The 16,378-nt window shown below is 46.5% G+C and carries 12 protein-coding genes and 1 pseudogene; 10 read left to right on the plus strand and 3 right to left on the minus strand.

From position 1 onward, the window contains the following. Positions 1 to 6: 6 nt before the first annotated feature. The gene (locus ABID13_RS19050) at positions 7 to 924 is read left to right on the plus strand and encodes an ABC transporter permease (RefSeq protein WP_007867390.1); all 918 of its coding nucleotides are present in this window, start codon (positions 7 to 9) and stop codon (positions 922 to 924) included. Between the two features lie 55 nt (positions 925 to 979). Here the strand turns inward: ABID13_RS19050 and ABID13_RS19055 are convergent, their stop codons facing one another. Further along, on the minus strand, positions 980 to 3,538 hold the full coding sequence (locus ABID13_RS19055; protein WP_048929366.1) for a hybrid sensor histidine kinase/response regulator: 2,559 nt from the start codon (positions 3,536 to 3,538) through the stop codon (positions 980 to 982). A gap of 174 nt (positions 3,539 to 3,712) precedes the next feature. Here ABID13_RS19055 and ABID13_RS19060 point away from each other — a divergent pair, with 174 nt between their 5' ends. From ABID13_RS19060 to ABID13_RS19100, 9 genes and pseudogenes are all read left to right on the plus strand, one after another. Next, on the plus strand, positions 3,713 to 5,200 hold the full coding sequence (locus ABID13_RS19060) for a GntR family transcriptional regulator (RefSeq protein ID WP_048929365.1): 1,488 nt from the start codon (positions 3,713 to 3,715) through the stop codon (positions 5,198 to 5,200). Positions 5,201 to 5,406: 206 nt separating this feature from the next. Then, positions 5,407 to 6,339, plus strand: a complete 933-nt coding sequence (locus tag ABID13_RS19065; protein WP_007867381.1) for a sugar-binding transcriptional regulator — start codon at positions 5,407 to 5,409, stop codon at positions 6,337 to 6,339. Positions 6,340 to 6,353: 14 nt separating this feature from the next. Next, positions 6,354 to 7,397, plus strand: coding sequence for a sugar ABC transporter substrate-binding protein (locus tag ABID13_RS19070; protein WP_048929364.1), 1,044 nt, complete (start codon positions 6,354 to 6,356; stop codon positions 7,395 to 7,397). A 28-nt stretch (positions 7,398 to 7,425) separates the two neighbouring features. Beyond that, a complete protein-coding gene (locus tag ABID13_RS19075; protein WP_048929363.1) occupies positions 7,426 to 8,904 on the plus strand; it encodes a sugar ABC transporter ATP-binding protein in 1,479 nt (492 codons plus the stop codon). Between the two features lie 15 nt (positions 8,905 to 8,919). Next, positions 8,920 to 9,870 carry an ABC transporter permease gene (locus ABID13_RS19080; protein ID WP_007867371.1) on the plus strand — a complete coding sequence of 317 codons (951 nt, stop codon included), beginning with the start codon at positions 8,920 to 8,922 and terminating at the stop codon, positions 9,868 to 9,870. Further along, the gene (locus ABID13_RS19085; RefSeq protein WP_048929362.1) at positions 9,870 to 10,646 is read left to right on the plus strand and encodes a tryptophan synthase subunit alpha; all 777 of its coding nucleotides are present in this window, start codon (positions 9,870 to 9,872) and stop codon (positions 10,644 to 10,646) included. Before ABID13_RS19080 ends, ABID13_RS19085 begins: the two co-directional genes overlap by 1 nt. A 28-nt stretch (positions 10,647 to 10,674) precedes the next feature. Further along, positions 10,675 to 12,171, plus strand: a pseudogene (locus tag ABID13_RS19090) (xylulokinase). Positions 12,172 to 12,568: 397 nt separating this feature from the next. Further along, positions 12,569 to 13,582 carry an ATP-binding protein gene (locus tag ABID13_RS19095; protein ID WP_048929361.1) on the plus strand — a complete coding sequence of 338 codons (1,014 nt, stop codon included), beginning with the start codon at positions 12,569 to 12,571 and terminating at the stop codon, positions 13,580 to 13,582. 119 nt (positions 13,583 to 13,701) lie between these two features. Beyond that, positions 13,702 to 14,583, plus strand: coding sequence for a LysR family transcriptional regulator (locus ABID13_RS19100; RefSeq protein ID WP_048929360.1), 882 nt, complete (start codon positions 13,702 to 13,704; stop codon positions 14,581 to 14,583). A 60-nt stretch (positions 14,584 to 14,643) separates the two neighbouring features. On the opposite strand, the gene ABID13_RS19105 is transcribed toward ABID13_RS19100, so the two are convergent. Both ABID13_RS19105 and ABID13_RS19110 read right to left on the minus strand, forming a co-directional pair. After that, on the minus strand, positions 14,644 to 15,084 hold the full coding sequence (locus ABID13_RS19105; RefSeq protein WP_048929359.1) for a GNAT family N-acetyltransferase: 441 nt from the start codon (positions 15,082 to 15,084) through the stop codon (positions 14,644 to 14,646). Between the two features lie 191 nt (positions 15,085 to 15,275). Then, complete coding sequence (locus ABID13_RS19110; protein ID WP_048929358.1) at positions 15,276 to 15,974, minus strand: hypothetical protein; 699 nt, start codon at positions 15,972 to 15,974, stop codon at positions 15,276 to 15,278. Between the last annotated feature and the right edge of the window lie 404 nt (positions 15,975 to 16,378).

Raw genomic sequence — 16,378 nt, forward strand, 5'->3', positions numbered from 1 at the left:
AGCTGTATGATCGTAAGTTTATTAAAACGGGCATTGATGATGAGTACGCCCCTGCTTTTCGGCTCCATTGCAGAGGTGATCGCAGAGCGTTCCGGTATGATGGTAACCGCCATAGAGGGGATTTTCCTCATGGGCGCCTGGGGTGGATTTGTGGGAACTTATATAACGGGAAATGCATTCATCGGCATCCTGTGCGCCATCCTGGCAGGGGTGACCGCTGCGGCTGTGTACGGCGTGGTGTGTATCTATTTAAAGCAGCACCAGGTGGTTACGGGAACTGCCATCAACGTGCTGGCAGCCGGTATCTGCACCTACCTTCAGAGAGTGTTTTTCGGCGTACCTACAGCGCCTCTGAAAATAAGCCCATTGCCGGAGATCGCCGTTCCGGTTCTCAGCAGGATCCCGGTTCTTGGGCCGGTCCTGTTCCAGCAGAATATACTGACATATGTGGTGTATCTGATCATACCTGTGTCCTATTTTATGCTGTTTAAGACATCCATCGGACTGACCATCCGCTCCACGGGAGAGAATCCTGAGGCTGTGGATGTGGCTGGTATCAATGTGAATACGGTGCGTTTCCTGACCGTATTGCTGGCCGGCATGATGGGCGGAGTAGCAGGCGCATTTTACTCCGTAGGGTATCTTGGGATGTTTACCACCAACATGATCGGCGGCCGCGGATGGATTGCATTTGCCATCTGTTTCCTGGGGAACTGGAACCCCAAGGGAGCGGTGATCGGCACGGTTGTGTTCGGTCTGGCAGAGGCTTTGGCTATCTATATGCAGTCCATGGGCGGAGGCGGAAACTTCCCCAACGAGCTGTTTATCGCACTCCCCTATATACTGACAATTGTGCTGACCGTTTCCAGAAAAAGCTTTAATGTGCCGGCCAAGCTGGGGGTTACATACAGTAAGGAGAATTGATTTTCTGGTAAACATAAAAGCGCGTGCCATTTGACACGCGCTTTTATGGCTGGATTTATAGTAAATATCTTTTTAATAAGCGGGTTAATTCCTTCACATCAATGGGCTTTGCTATATGAGCATTCATACCGCACCCCAAGCAACGCTGTATGTCATCAGAAAAAGCATCTGCGCTCATAGCTATGATTGGAACAGTTAAGGCATCCGGATGATTCAGCTCCCGGATTGCTTGCGCAGCCTCATATCCCGTCATGTGCGGCATCCGTATATCCATAAGAATAACATTGTAATATCCCTCTGGTGATTTTTGGAATTTCTCCAAACATATCCGGCCGTCTTTTGCCCAATCCAATTCCACGCCCAGATCGGATAACAGTTCATTTGCAATCTCCCAGTTAAGCTCATTATCCTCAGCAAGCAGGATACGGCGCCCGGACAGATCAACATCCTGGTTCAATGTCCGGTTATTTGGTGTTCCAATCCCCATATATTGGCGCAGCGCATGGAATAGTGTGGATTTAAACAAAGGTTTGGAAATAAAACCGCTGATACCCGCCTCCCGGGCTTCGGCTTCAAATTCACTCCAGTCATATGCAGAAATCAGCAGTATCGGTACTTCATCCCCTAAATTGCGCCGTATCTCTTTTGCAACCTGGATCCCATTCATGCCAGGAAGTTTCCAATCTAACAGAATTATTTGATAATCCTCTCTCTTTTTGCGGTGTTGGTTAACCAGTTCTATGGCCATTTCCCCGCTTAATGTCCATTCAGCCTTTATTCCAATGGATTTTAGCGTGTCCATGGCTGTCCTGCATAATAATTCGTCATCATCCACCACTAGCATATTCCAAGAGGGGAGAACCATATTCGTTTCCAGTGTAACTGCTTTTTCAAAATCAAACATGAGAAGAAACTCCGTACCTTTATCAAGCTCACTTTGTATGTGGATGGTTCCTTCCATCGCGTCCACAATGTACTTTGTAATCGCCATCCCCAAACCGGCACCCTCAGTTTTATGTATTCTGGCTCCATCCGCACGGCTATAGGATTCATAGATTCTTTTCAGAAAATCTGGCGACATACCAATTCCGTTATCCTTGACCTTGATATGAATTCGGACGTAATTTTCTCCTTTGGGAGATGTTTCTTCAGAAAAGGATAACTGAATTGCCCCTCCCTCCGGTGTATACTTAGTTGCATTGGATAAGAGATTCAGCAAAACCTGATTCAAGCGTACGCCATCGCACCACACATTTTCTGTTATGATATTTTCAACATGAATGTCAAAGGTTTGCTTTTTTGCCTTAACCTGTGGCTGCATAATGTTGACAATTCCCTCAACAACTTCCTTTAGTGAAATCTGCTCTGTTGTTAAAGTTAATTTACCGCTTTCAATTTTAGACATATCCAAAACATCATTGATCAGCCCTAATAGATGTTTGCTCGATAATGTGATTTTTCTAAGGCAATTCTGTACCTGTTTCCGGTCATCTATGTGGGCTGTGGCAATCGCAGTCATGCCTACAATTGCATTCATGGGTGTACGGATGTCATGGCTCATATTTGCTAAAAATTCACTTTTGGCTTTGTTCGCTTCAAGAGCCTCCTGCCGGGCCTTCTCCAATTCATGCAGCTGAGAGCGTGTTATGGAGAAGTACCGAAGAAAAATCAATGTTAGAATGATTAAAACGGAAGCACAAGACACCAATGTCATGAACATACGCTGGCTGCTTAGGTTGTTTATGGTATCGTCCAATATACTGTAAGGCATTACCGATACTAAATACCACTCAGAATAAGGTAATGATATACCATAGATCTGCCGTTTTTCGCCGTTTACTTCAAATATTCCAGCATATTCTTTATGATCCTTTAGCGCAGCGCCAAATTTTTGAAGTGAATGTTCTTCAGATGAATCATTTGCCGTGGAATCAAGCTGCTTTTGCAGTTGTTCAAAGAGATACCATAATTCAGTGTTGGGGTTTTGTATTACAAAACTTCCGTCCGGCCTGATTATATGATAATACATCAGCTGCCCTTCATCCTTTAAGGATAGGAATTCGGTAATATATTCCAAAGGAACGGCCGCTATCAGGCCGGCGCTTCCATCCCCATTGCGCATGGGATAAGCGGCGTCAACGCCAAACAATACCACTTCATTTCCAGCAGAATCAATGCCGACAGCAACGCGTTGTTCCCCTTGCAGGAGTGCTTCCACAAAAGGCTTTGGGTTAAGGGGCTGTATTGACTGCCCATAAAGAGGCTGAAAGTCTCCCTGGGCAGAACACAGTGCTAAATAGTCAAATTCCCTGATCTGTGCCCTGTAAATGAGCTCCTCATATAGCTTTTCTGTATCGGTATTATCTGTTGGGACAACGGAAACAATGCCTTTGACCTGATTAAAACGCAATTTAATGACAGTTTCAAAGTGTCTGGACATTTGTTCATTCATTCCAGACATATAAATTTTTCCGATTTCGTAAACGGCTTTTTCACTCTTTTGGCTCATATAAAATCCCAGCAGGCTAAAAATGATAATACTAAAAATTAATAGCCCAATGAAACTGCATATTAGAAAACGTGTTGTAGGATTCTTCTTTATATTTTTTTCCACTGTTCTTATTTCTCCTTGGAATGCTTAAGAAAATAATTTTACGGTTTTATTATAAATGTTATCCTCACATACTGGCAATATCATTATTGGTCAGGTGTGCAAATAGGTTTGCCCGATCTTATCCTGACAAAGATGGTTTGCCATGATATAATTCAGACAGACAGGAGGCAGGTTATGAAACCACAAGAAACAAAATTTACGTTTGTATATAACGAAATCAAGCAGTGTATTTTGGAGGGCCAGATACTTCCCGGAAACGCCTTGCCATCTTCAAGGATATTTTGCGACCAATACCATGTAAGCAGATATACGATTAACCGTGTCCTTGATGCATTGCGGGAGGAAGGTCTGGTTGATATTCAGCCTCGTCTTGCACCAATCGTTGCCTTAAGAAAAGATACGCCTGATTTGTCCAATACTGTTTTCAACATTTTAAAACAAAGAGAAGGTATTTTACAGGTATATAAGACCTTTGCCCTAATACTGCCTTCACTTCTGGTTTTTGCTTTGCAGGGGTGTGATGTGGAGATAATGCCTCATTATAAAAAGGCTATAAAAGTATTGCGTTTGGGAAATTCCTCTGATGGATGGCGTACGACTTGTAAATTAGGATCTGATATATTAAGAATAGGTGGCAATTCCCTGTTCAGCGAGCTCTATTCTTCATTCTGCCTTTCCAATAAGCTTACTTTTTTTACAGAAGAGTGTCCCTATTTCGCTGAACATTTTTTGCAGGGGTCTGTATCTGTAACCGGCGTTATTATAGATGTCTTAAAGGGCCGTGATCCCTTCATAAAGTACAGCCAGTTATCAAATATGTATCAAAATCTCACGGACTCTATTGAATGCACATTAAAATACTTGTCAGATACGATGCCTAAATATCCGGCTCAAACCGGCATGGCGTTTTCGTGGAATCCCATGCGCGGCCAAGATTACTGCTACTCAAAAATTGTGGATGACCTGAATCTCAAAATCGGCCTTGGGGAATATTCTGTTGGAATGTATCTTCCATATGAAAAGCAACTGGCCAGCCGGTATGATGTCTCTTTATCCACAGTCAGAAAGGCATTGTCAGAACTGGAACAAAGAGGCTTTGTAAAGACATTAAATGGAAAAGGTACCATAGTTATAAAACCGGATGATACGAAACTTCATCGGCTGGCTCTTAATTCCGGATATGTAGAAAAGGCATTACGTTACCTTCATGCCCTGCAGCTGATGGTACTAGTGATTCGCCCAGCGGCCTTAGCCGCGGCCTCGAAGTTTACTAGAGCGGAATTGGATGAGTTAGCAGACAGGTTCACTTCGCCTGGCGGCATTTATTTAGCAGATATGTTTGAATCCATTTTAAAACATACCACGTTAGAACCTTTATATGTTATATTATCTGAAACCAACCGTCTTCTTGAATGGGGACATCATTTTGCTTATTATCCGTCCAAGAGACATACGCTTACACATCTCAACAGGCAAGTCATTTTAGCGCTTCGGCAATTAAGTGAAGGCAATGAGAGCTCCTTTGCAGATGACATAGAAGAGTGTTACCGTTATCTTTTAGTTTGTATGAAGAAGCATATGGTAGAAAAATATAAGTTTCATAATGTTGCGGGTATTCGGGTTCCGCCGCGTTCTGCGGATGCTCATAGACCAAATACATGAGGCTGTCGCATCAATGATCAGGAAATCATTGATGCGGCAGTCTCGTTTTGCCCTTTTTATACAGATAAAAATTGTGTGATATGCCCCATAATTCGAGTGAAATTAATTTCAATTTATGAAATATTGACAATTGGATGTTATTAACTATAATAAGGAGTGTAAGCAATATTGCAAGTATTGAAATTAATTTCAAATGAGGTATCACCATGGGGACAATGAATAATAAACGTTTAATGATCAAGGTATGCGAATTATATTATATCCAAAACAAAAGCCAGAAGGAGATATCAGCCATTCTCGGCATATCCCGGCCCCAGATCTGCCGTTTGATCACAGCGGCTAAGGAGACGGGGATTGTGAACATTTCCATCTCCAATCCTTATGTCAGGGAGACGGAACTGGAGAACCGGCTGATCAAGTGCTTTGGCATCAGGGATGCTCTGGTTGTTGACAGCACCTGCGGAGAAGGGGAAAACAGGATGCAGTCCTTTGCAAAGGAGGCGTCCAGATTAGTGGAGGATTACATTCCCCAGGATGCCAGGGTGGGGGTCATGAGCGGGTATACCTGCAAGGCCATGATCGATGCCATGGAACAGTCGCCCAAGAAGCTGAAGCTGGTGGTCCCCCTTGCCGGTGGGATATCCACCACCAATATGAGTATCCACGCGGATACCCTGGCTCAGAAGCTGGCGGACCTGCATGGAACAAGTGCGTTGAATCTTAACGCACCGGCTGTGGTATCGGATCTTAACCTGGCTGTGTCCTTAAGAAAGGAGGAGTCCATAGCCAAGGTACTGGAGGCCGGGAAAAAGGTTGACATAGCCCTGGTGGGGATCGGTAACCTGAGCGAGGGAGCAACCAATATCCAGCTGGGCAGTCTCAGAAAACAGGATGTGGATGAGCTTAGAAGACAGGGGGCAGTTGCTTCTGTGTGCAGTTCCTACCTAGACAAAGACGGATGCGAGGTGGGGCAGGAGATCCTGGAGCGCTCCATTGGGCAGTCCCTTAAGGATTTAAAGAAAAGCAGGATCATAGCTGCAGCCATTGGAGATTCCAAAGTTGAGGCCATTAAGGCTGCACTGAAAAGCGGTAAGATAGATATTCTGGTAACGGACCTGGAAACAGCAAAGCAGATATGATGGGAGGAAGAATCATGAAAATCAAGAAAATGTTAGCCATACTGGCGGCAGCAATGATGGCAGTGGCAGTGGCAGGGTGCAGCGCTTCCACACAGGGGGGCAGTGATACCGGCAAGGAAGCCGGAAAGGAAACAGAGAAGGAAACAGAGAAGGAAACAGAGAAGGAAACAGAGAAGGAGAAGGCCGGTGATGCAGCCGGATTGCAGGGAAAGAGTATATCCCTGATGACCCCTTATCTTGGTTCGGTGACCACCAACCAGATGGTTGAGTACATAGAACAAAAGCTGACAGATGCAGGGGCGGAGGTGTCTGTGATCAACACAAACAACGATTTCTCCCAGCTGGCCAGCAGACTGGAAGATGTGGTCTCAGCGGGGACGGACGGGATCGTGCTGGTAAGCGCGGACCCGGGGCAGCTTTCAAACCAGCTTCAGGACGTATTTGAGTCGGAGATCCCTGTGTTTGGATGTGACAGCGGATTTATTGAGGGAATGCAGGTGAATGCGACCAGTGATAATTACCAGATGGGAGAGCTGATCGTGAAATATCTGTTTGATGACCTGATGGGAGGAAAGGGAACCGTGATCGCCCTCACACACAGGCCGCATCCGGGAGTTGTAAAGCGCTGTGAGGCATTTGATGATCTGATCAAGGAGTACCCGGACATTACACTTATCACAGAGCAGCATGTACCGACCGAACAGCCGATCAATGACGCCCAGGATATTGTGGAAAACCTTCTGCTTGCCAACCCTGACCCGGATTCCATAACCGCCATATGGGCTGCGTGGGATGAGCCGGCCATCGGAGCCACACAGGCGCTGCAGGAAGCAGGCCGGAGCCAGGTTCTGGTTACGGGCGTGGACGGGAATGAGCAGGCAATTTCCCTGGTAAAAGAGGGAACCAACCTGAAGGCCACGGTAAAGCAGAATTTTGAGGGAATGGCCCAGATTGTATATGAGCAGATGGACCGGTATTTTAAGGGTGAGGAGATTGAAAAAGGGGAAATGTATGCTCCGGCCACACTGATCACCCAGGAAAACGCAGACGCACAGTGACGCCAGTACATTGGCAGGGAGTAAGATTATGCTTTTAAGGACAGAAAATATAAGTAAGCAGTTTAATGGGATCTATGCGTTAAAGGGAATAGACATGGATATCCAGGAGGGAGAGATACATGGACTGGTTGGGGAAAATGGGGCAGGCAAATCCACCCTGATCAAGATCCTTACAGGTGTGTATTCACTGGATGAAGGCACGGTTTACTGGAACGACCAGCCTGTTGCCATCCATACCCCCACTGACAGCCGGAAGATAGGGATCAATGTCATACATCAGGACCACGTGCTGATTCCGGCGTTTAATGCGGTGGAAAACGTGTATCTTGGAATGGAATATCCGAGCAGAGGGGGAACCATTGACTGGAAGCAGATGAAGGAGCGGGTGCAGCACAAGGCGCAGGAACTGGGGATCGAGATTGATCTTACAAAGGCGGCCTCACAGCTTAGCCCGCCCCAAAAGACATGCCTGGAGATCATCCGGGCCATGATGACGGATTGCAGGCTGCTGATCCTGGATGAGCCGACCGCATCATTGACAGATAAGGAATCGGAGATCCTGTTTGGCATCATTGACCGCCTGAAACAAAGAGGCACATCCATCCTTTATGTTACACACAGGATGGATGAGATCTTCCGGCTCACGGACAGGATCACCATCTTCAAAAACGGCATAAAATCAGGTGTTGTGGGCACAAAGGACGTGGATAAAGAGGGACTGATCTCCCTGATGACCGAACAGTGGAAGGCAGAGACAGTTGATAAAACCGGGGGACTGGGGCCGGTGCAGCTAGAGGTAAGGGAGATGGCATCCAAAGACGGGATCGTCAAACGTGCCAGCCTTCAGGCGCACAGCGGTGAAATCCTTGGAATATTCGGACTGGGCGGTAGTGGAAGGACAGAACTTTTGGAGTGTATTTATGGATACAGGACCGCCAAATGCGGCACCGTGTCCATAGACGGAAAGAAGATGGAGAGACTGTCCCCTGGATGTTCCATCCGCGAAGGAATGGTATTGATCTGTGAGGACAGACGGGGAAAGGCAATGATCGGCAGCATGAGCATAAAGGAAAATGTGACCCTGTCCTGTATTGATGAATATTCCAGCCATGGGGTACTCAGCGCAAAGAAGGAGGAGCAGGCCGTATCAGAGCGGGTTGGAAGCCTTCAGATCAAGATGGCGGGGATGGACCAGAGGGCCATTGAACTGTCAGGAGGAAATCTGCAAAAGGTAGTGTTTGCAAAGGCGCTTATGACAAACCCCAAGGTATTCCTGTGTGACGAGCCGACCCAGGCAGTGGACGTAAAGACCCGCAACGAAATCCATAAACTTTTGAGGGAACGGGCCGCGGCGGGAAGCGCGGTGGTTTATGTGTCATCTGACTTAAAAGAGATTCTTGAAGTGGCAGATAATATCCTGATCATGTCACGGGGATGCACAAAGGAACTGCTGAAGAATGAAAACCTGACATCAAATGAAGTGCTTTCCTATTGTTATGATAAATAAAGAAAGGTGAAGAGGATGAAAAAGACAGATTTTAAACAGATGGCCCAGGCCTATGGAACCATAATCGCACTTCTTGTGATCATCATGATATTCGGCGTTCTGAAGCCTGCCGCTTTTCTCACCCTAAAGAATTTTATTAATATCAGCCGGCAGATGGCGGCTCTTACCATTATCTCCATTGGAGCCACCATGGTAATGGTGGTGAATGAATTTGATTTATCCGTGGGCAGTATGGCCAGCCTGGGAGGCGTTATGGCGGCCCTGATGGCAGTGGCGGGCATACCGGTAGGAGCCAGCTTCCTGCTAACAGTCCTGGTCTGTATGGTGATCGGATGGGTCAATGGATACATTGTGGCAAAATTCAAGGTACTCTCCTTTATCACCACACTGGGTATCAGTACAGTGCTGGACGGCCTGATCTACAGGCTGACAGGCGGGGCGACTGTTTTTGAAAACATACCAAAGAGCTTTACCTGGCTGGGAACTTCTAAGATAGGGGGAATCCCCTTCCTTTCAGTGCTTATGATCCTGTTTGTCCTGGCCTTTGCATTTTTTATGAAGCATACGCCTTCGGGCAGGAAAATGTATGCCATCGGCGGAGGGGAAGAGGCGTCCAAGATCGCAGGCATCAATGTGAAGACATATAAGATCCTGGCATTTATGCTGTGCGGGGCCCTGGCAGGAGGAACGGGAATCGCCGTTGCGTCAAGGGTGGGCTCGGCCAACACCTCGGCGGGAGCCGGATATTTCCTCCAGTCCTATGCCGCTGCCTATATCGGCTGCACGGTATCCAGGCAGGGAATCCCCAATGTGGCGGGGACATTTGTGGGTGCTGCCATCTTGTCAATCCTGGCAAACGGGCTGACGATCCTGCAGATGCCCTCTTATATGCAGAATATTATTACGGGTATTATTATAGTGGTTGCTGTAATTGCCCAGAAGTTGGGACGAGGTGACGCTAAGTAATGGATCAGATAAAAGTTCACAGCAGGCGTATGCAAAAAAGTATAGACGACAACAGGAATCTGTTTGTGGGGTACATAACCGCCGGATATCCGGATGAGGAGCATTTTTTTCATATTATCCATGAGTGCTGCCGCAGGGGGCTGCCGGTACTGGAAATAGGATTTCCTTCCAAGGATCCCTACGAGGATGGGGAGGTAATTAAAAAAGCCCATGAAACCGTGGGGACAGGGCTTTGCCATGCCATGGATTTTTGGAGGCGTCTTAGGGCTGAGGTTTCAGTTCCCATATGGCTTATGGGATACAGGGAGGACCTGATCCATACGGAAATTTACAGGAATCTGGCGGAGGAAGGATTATTTGATGCCCTGGTGATCCCCAATATTAGGGTTGAGGACAGGATCCGGTTAAAGGCTGAGATCAGCGGATATGGTCTGGACGTGGTTGGTTTTATCTCCAGTGACGACAGTTTTAATGAAATAACAAAGACAATCCAGGAATTTCCAATGATCTATCAGCGTTTATACAGCGGTCCTACAGGCATGCAAACCAGTGGAAACGACTATGAAAAACTGCTGGATTACGGTAAAATGTTCCATAGCAATACAATCTTTGCGGGTTTTGGGATCAGCTCAGGCGAACGGGTCAGGGAACTGATACAAAACGGATTCTATGGGGCCATTATTGGAACCGAGATTATGAGAAAACTGAACAAATCCCAGGAAGAACTTTACGATTTTATAGATGAGCTGGCCGGTATTATGGAGCAGGCACGCTAAGTGCTTGCAGCAAGGAGGGATCCGTCAAATGACAATTGCCACATATGACATAGGCACAACGGCAGTCAAAGGCGTGCTGATCAATGAAAAGGGGGAGGTGCTTTCCTCCGTGTCAAAAACAATCAGTACGATCTTTGATAATGAAAAAAAGGAGCAGAGGCCACAGGATTGGTTTGATGCCTTTTGCGGGATCTCAAAGGGATTCGCGGCAATGGACAAGGGGACGCCTGTGGAGGCAGTCATCATGAGCGGTCAGATGCAGGATGTGATTCCTGTGGACCGTGAAGGATGTCCGGTGGGAAATGCTGTCTTGTATTCAGACGGCCGGGCTGCTGACCAGGCCCGGGAACTCATTGAGCGCATGGGAACGGACTATCTGGAGTCTGTCACAGGAAACCATTATGACGGTTCCCTCCCATTGCCCAAGTTGATGTGGATCAAGGAAAACCAGCCTGATCTGTACGGGAAGATCCATAAGGTCCTTATAAGCGCAAAAGATTATATTATTCTCCGGCTTACTGGCAGGGCTGTGGGTGATATGACGGCCTGCTCCACGGCTGGAGCCATGAATATGGCTTTGGGCGCCTGGGATAGCAGGATCCTGTCAGCTGCCGGAATCGATCCCAGTCTCATGCCTGAACTGTATTATCCCCATCAGGCAGTGGGGACCCTGAGCAAAAAAGGGGCAGAAGCCACGGGATTTGCCGAAGGGGTCAGGATATACGCAGGCGTGGGGGATGCTGGTGCAGCCACCCTTGCCAGCGGGATCCGGCGCCCTGGGGAATATAACATAAACCTGGGGACTTCAGGCTGGGTTTCCACCATATCCAGGGAGGTTTCCAGGGGATCGGAGGGCATATTCAATCTGGCGGCAATGGAGCAGGGGGCCTATATCAACGTGGTTCCCTTTCTCAATGCAGGGAATGTGCATAAATGGATCAGCAGCCTGTTTACAGCACGGGATTCCCGGAAGAACATCGATTACCCATATGTGGAGGAACGGCTGAGGGAGAGCAGACCGGGAAGCGGAGGCGTGGTATTCCTCCCCTATCTCAACGGGGAAAGGTTTCCGGTGATGGATTCCCTGGTAAAGGGAAGCTTTCTGGGAATCACGGCTGCCACGGGGCAGGGAGATATGATAAGGAGCTGTCTGGAAGGAGTGGCCTTTTCCATCAGGCAGGGGATATAATGCATTGGGGTTCCGCCCAAAAACATATCCGTCATAGGCGGCGGAGGGCGTGTCGGCGTCTGGAATCAGATACTGGCCGATATCCTGAACCAGACCGTGTATGTATACAAAGATGGGGAAATGCTCCCGGCCCTGGCCCTGGGGGCGGCGGTGCTGCTGGCAGAAGGCAGGATACAGGGGTATTCGGAGTTTACAGATTCCCTCCAGAGCAGGGAACGCTCAGTTGCCTATAAGCCGGATCCGGAACGGGCAGCTTTCTATGACGTGCTGTATCAACGTTACCTGGATATTTATCCGGCAGTAAAGCGGTATTACCATGGCGAAAGAATGAAATAAATCACTGAAAAACTCCTTCCTGGGATGGAAACAGGAAGGAGTTTTTTGCTGTATTGCGCCTGGCAGCGCGCGTTTCTTAAGGGTGCAAGTTCCAAATCCGCCCGAAACCACCAATAGATCAGCTGGATTATTTCATCACGTATTCTTTTTTGTTCCGTCTTTTACCATCCCCTTGTCCACTGAGGGTACTCGCAGAAATTACATATATTCCATCATTAATTACATGCTGGAAGCGTATATCGCTTTATATGATATATTATAGAAAAAAGAAGGTTTCAAAAAGAAGTTATCCATGCGGGAAAAGAGCATTTAAAAGCGTTACGCAAATGGTTACCTTGAATGCCTGGGAAAGATTGGAAAATCAGGCGGAAATGCTCTGATCGTATCTGGGGTAGCAATGGCTGCAATGGGGGTGCTTATTGGTTACGGACTGATAAGATTTTCAATCGTAACACTGAGCAGAGGTAATAATGATGACATACCTACATTGATTTTTTTGGGAGTTCTTTGCCTGGTTTTTCTTGTTCCTAGTGTACCGTTGTTCCGACTAGGCCGTAAAAGGAAAGGTATGGACGTAAATGACTGGCTGCAAACATTTGCTGAAGCCAGTAACTACCCCGAATCTGTTATCCGAGAGTTTTCCTCACAAGTTCCACAACAGGATAGCATTTACTTTGACGTTAACGGACCAACAATGTCACCAGGTATTATAACAAGGGACTACATTTTTTTTGAAGGCGGACAGTTTTGCGTCATCAAAAGGAGCGATATAATCGGTGCTTATTTTATTAATCTAATTGATATATTCAACACAAAAAATAGAACAGGCTACTGCCTGCATGTTGCAATTTTTTCTAACCACAATACTTGTATTGTTACCAGGGCCTCGCAAAAGAGAGGCAAACATTTAATTGAAATGCTTACAGAAAAACACCCGGAAATAGACACCGCGGGCGGCAGAATATTATCAGGAACTTTGGAGGAGGTTCAGAGTGTGTTAATTGAACTGATAGGGGAAACAAAAAAGCAGGGGAGACTGGAAGCAAGGACCGGCAATATGGTGGTGGATTCCATGGTAAATCACGCATGGAAAACCGCGGTGGAAAACGGTATTCTATTCCATGCGGATATAGCGCCGCTGCCGGAACTGTCTATAAAAGACGCGGATTTGTGTGTATTGCTGGGAAATGCCTTTGATAATGCGCTGGTAAGAATATTAAGCCGTAAAGAAGAAAGCGGGCATGGATTTGGCCTGTACTCCATGGAGAGTCTGGGGATGCCTAACCGTGTCATGGTGTTTGCTGATGAGATCGCAATAAAATCCTTAATCAACTGCTTTGAAGGAAAACCTCCTTTATTCCCATTTGGTAAAGATCCTGCCTTATCCAAAACTTTACACATTTCGTTATAAAAAGAAATTATCTCATGAAGCTCCATTTTTGTCGCTGGTCTTATGTTCATTTTAAAACCTCCCGTATGTTGATTTTGAATTTCAAGCATGATATAGTGTTCTCAAAAGGAGGTAATCTAATGGATATCCGCGTTTTAGAATACTTTCTCATGGCAGCCAGAGAAGAAAATATTACAAAGGCAGCGCAGCTTCTCCATGTGACGCAGCCTACCCTCTCCCGCCAGCTAATGCAGTTGGAGGATGAATTGGGTGTAAAGCTGTTTGAGAGAACTAATCACAGCGTTCTGCTGACTGATGAAGGATTCTTATTCCGGCGCAGAGCACAGGACATTGTTGCCATGGCTGAAAAAGCAAAGAGCGAGGTGACGCAGAACGAAGAAACACTTTCTGGTATTATTTCTATCGGGTGTAACGAACTTCGCAGCGTTCAGGAATTAGCACAGGCAATGACGGCGTTTCAAAGCCGTTACCCCAGGGTGAAATTTGAACTGTACAGCGGATCCAATGAAGAAATACAGGAGCGCATTGAACAGGGGTCTTTGGACATTGGCTTATTTCTGGAACCGTTTAACCTTACGAAATATACAACCCTTTCCATGCAGATGAAAGAGCGTTGGGGCGCGCTCATTCATCGGGAAGCCGCCCTTGCCGCACAGGATACGATCCATCCTGGGGACCTGGTTGGAACGCTTGTCATGACGATACATGTCAATACTCCCGCACATATGGAACTGCGCCAGTGGTCGGGAGATTTTGCAAAGGATATGGATTTCTCCGCCAACTATAATGTGCTGCACAATGCGGTCATTGTTGCCCGTGAACGAAAAGGCGCTGTCATTTGTCTGGAGCAGGACTGCCACTATGACGATATGAAGTTTTTGCCGCTGGAACCGGAGCTTTCCGTTGGTTCTGCTCTTGCATGGAAGGAGGGGCGGATTGTTTCCAGAGCGGCGAAAGCCTTTCTCCAATTTTTACAGCAGCAGGAGGAAGAAGCGGAGTAAAGTGGAAGGCGGTAAAGGGGAAAGGAATGGGTGCGTATGTAGGTGTACCAAGAAAAATTGCTACCGCTCCCGTTTCAAGTAGACCATGTCAACAAGCTGTTTGCCATCTTCAAACATCGGATGGTCATAGTTATCCGTGAAAAAGTTTTTTATGCGGTGTGATTCTATGAAGCCGCACTTGTGATAAAAACGAAGTGCAGAAGGAACGTCCCCAGTTCCAACAAGTAAAGTTTTGCAGTCAGTATAATGGGAAAGCAGAAAATCAATCATTCTCTTGCCATAGCCCTTTCGTTGACAGTTAGGCATAACCGCAATGTTTTTTAGTTCATAAATACCTTCCGACTCTTTTGTAATTACGCATTCGGCCTTTACCCCATCGTTATGTAAAACAAACATTTCGCCACGTTCAAGGTACTTGTCTATCATGTCTTCCTGCTCGTCTGCTAACAAGAGCAAGCCGATATATGCCTTTTTATTGTCTGTGACTTTTTGTATATTCACAGGTGGATACCTCCATATTAATTCTTTGAGTTTGCCTTATCCGCTTGAAATACAAAGGATTGACGTCCAGCCAGCCACCCGCCCGGTCAAGAAATATGCAGGAGATGGAGCAGGTCTGGTATGATGGAGAGAGCCAGAGCTATCAGCATTGTGATGATAGCCCCTGCCCCTGTTTAAACCTGCACTTCTTCCTATTTTGAAGTCGTAACCCCTGCCATAACAGCTTCAATTGTTTCGGCTGAATCAGGGATATAGCTGGCAATTATGGAAGAAATATATTTTCCTTTGGAAATACAATAATAATCCTGAAGCATAGCTCCTCCAAGCGCAGAAACCGAAAATTTCGTAAAGGTCTGTCCCCCTATATTAACATCCTCATAATCGTTAAACTCATAGCCATAATCCTCCAAAGCCCCTAACTGCGCCTTCACAGCATCCAAATACTGTTCAGCCGACATGCTTTTTCCAAGGGCTGCAACAGAAACATTTTCATGCAGCATCTGAACGATTGAGGACTGGTCCGGCAGGATCACCATAAAATCATAGGTGGTTGTAAACTCCGCAGCTTTATACTGTGCTTCATTGGAAACCCCATTGTTGACCAGGATTTCCTGGCCGGTTCCCAGCATTTTCTTAATATCCTCTTCTGTGGAAATCGTGCAGTCCTCTGGAAAAGTAATAGCAAGGTTCAGCCAAGGGCTGGTAAATGTATGGCCATTCCAGGAGCCTGTTGAAAATTCGACTGCTTTTTTAACTTCGGCTGTTGTCTCCGTTTCCTTGGTCTCAGTTGTTGCAGGTGGCTCCGGAAATTGTTTATTCCCGGAATTGCATGCAGTCAGCCATGCGGATGCAAGTAAAGCAGCACTCAAAATGAAAACATTCTTCTTCATAATCATACCCTTCATCTTATATTTAATAATAATATTTTATCAAACGCAGATGGGAAAGGCAATAGAAGATACTTCTTTCCAACGCAGCGGCAATGGTGCGGAAAGATGAAAACGCCGCAGTATGCGCCCGGCCGAGATATGTCTATGATAGCTGGTGGTTATCCCCTTCGAGTTAAGGCTTGAATTGGGTTTTTATATCGTATGGAAGGACAGTCAGATCTTCTCCAAAGTAACTCCAGCCTTTATTCGGTTATAGGTTATGATTATAGCAAGGAGGTAAGGGGCAAGGAGGTAAGGGGTAGGGGTAGGGGTTAATTGAAAAGTTAAATGCAACATAAGCTGTTGCACTTAGAATTACATGAACAGGGAGCCATAGAGTTGCAACTGCAACTTCATGGTTCCTT

It is taken from the genome of Enterocloster citroniae (assembly GCF_040545455.1).
In the GTDB taxonomy this organism is placed as follows: domain Bacteria; phylum Bacillota; class Clostridia; order Lachnospirales; family Lachnospiraceae; genus Enterocloster; species Enterocloster citroniae.

Excerpts from the sequence above, each read along its gene's own strand:
- ABID13_RS19085 (WP_048929362.1), top strand. The coding sequence starts at position 9,870 with ATGGATCAGATAAAAGTTCACAGCAGGCGTATGCAAAAAAGTATAGAC.
- ABID13_RS19100 (WP_048929360.1), top strand. The coding sequence starts at position 13,702 with ATGGATATCCGCGTTTTAGAATACTTTCTCATGGCAGCCAGAGAAGAA.
- ABID13_RS19095 (WP_048929361.1), top strand. The coding sequence starts at position 12,569 with ATGGCTGCAATGGGGGTGCTTATTGGTTACGGACTGATAAGATTTTCA.
- ABID13_RS19050 (WP_007867390.1), top strand. The coding sequence starts at position 7 with ATGATCGTAAGTTTATTAAAACGGGCATTGATGATGAGTACGCCCCTG.
- ABID13_RS19060 (WP_048929365.1), top strand. The coding sequence starts at position 3,713 with ATGAAACCACAAGAAACAAAATTTACGTTTGTATATAACGAAATCAAG.
- ABID13_RS19070 (WP_048929364.1), top strand. The coding sequence starts at position 6,354 with ATGAAAATCAAGAAAATGTTAGCCATACTGGCGGCAGCAATGATGGCA.
- ABID13_RS19110 (WP_048929358.1), bottom strand. The coding sequence starts at position 15,974 with ATGAAGAAGAATGTTTTCATTTTGAGTGCTGCTTTACTTGCATCCGCA.
- ABID13_RS19075 (WP_048929363.1), top strand. The coding sequence starts at position 7,426 with ATGCTTTTAAGGACAGAAAATATAAGTAAGCAGTTTAATGGGATCTAT.
- ABID13_RS19065 (WP_007867381.1), top strand. The coding sequence starts at position 5,407 with ATGGGGACAATGAATAATAAACGTTTAATGATCAAGGTATGCGAATTA.
- ABID13_RS19080 (WP_007867371.1), top strand. The coding sequence starts at position 8,920 with ATGAAAAAGACAGATTTTAAACAGATGGCCCAGGCCTATGGAACCATA.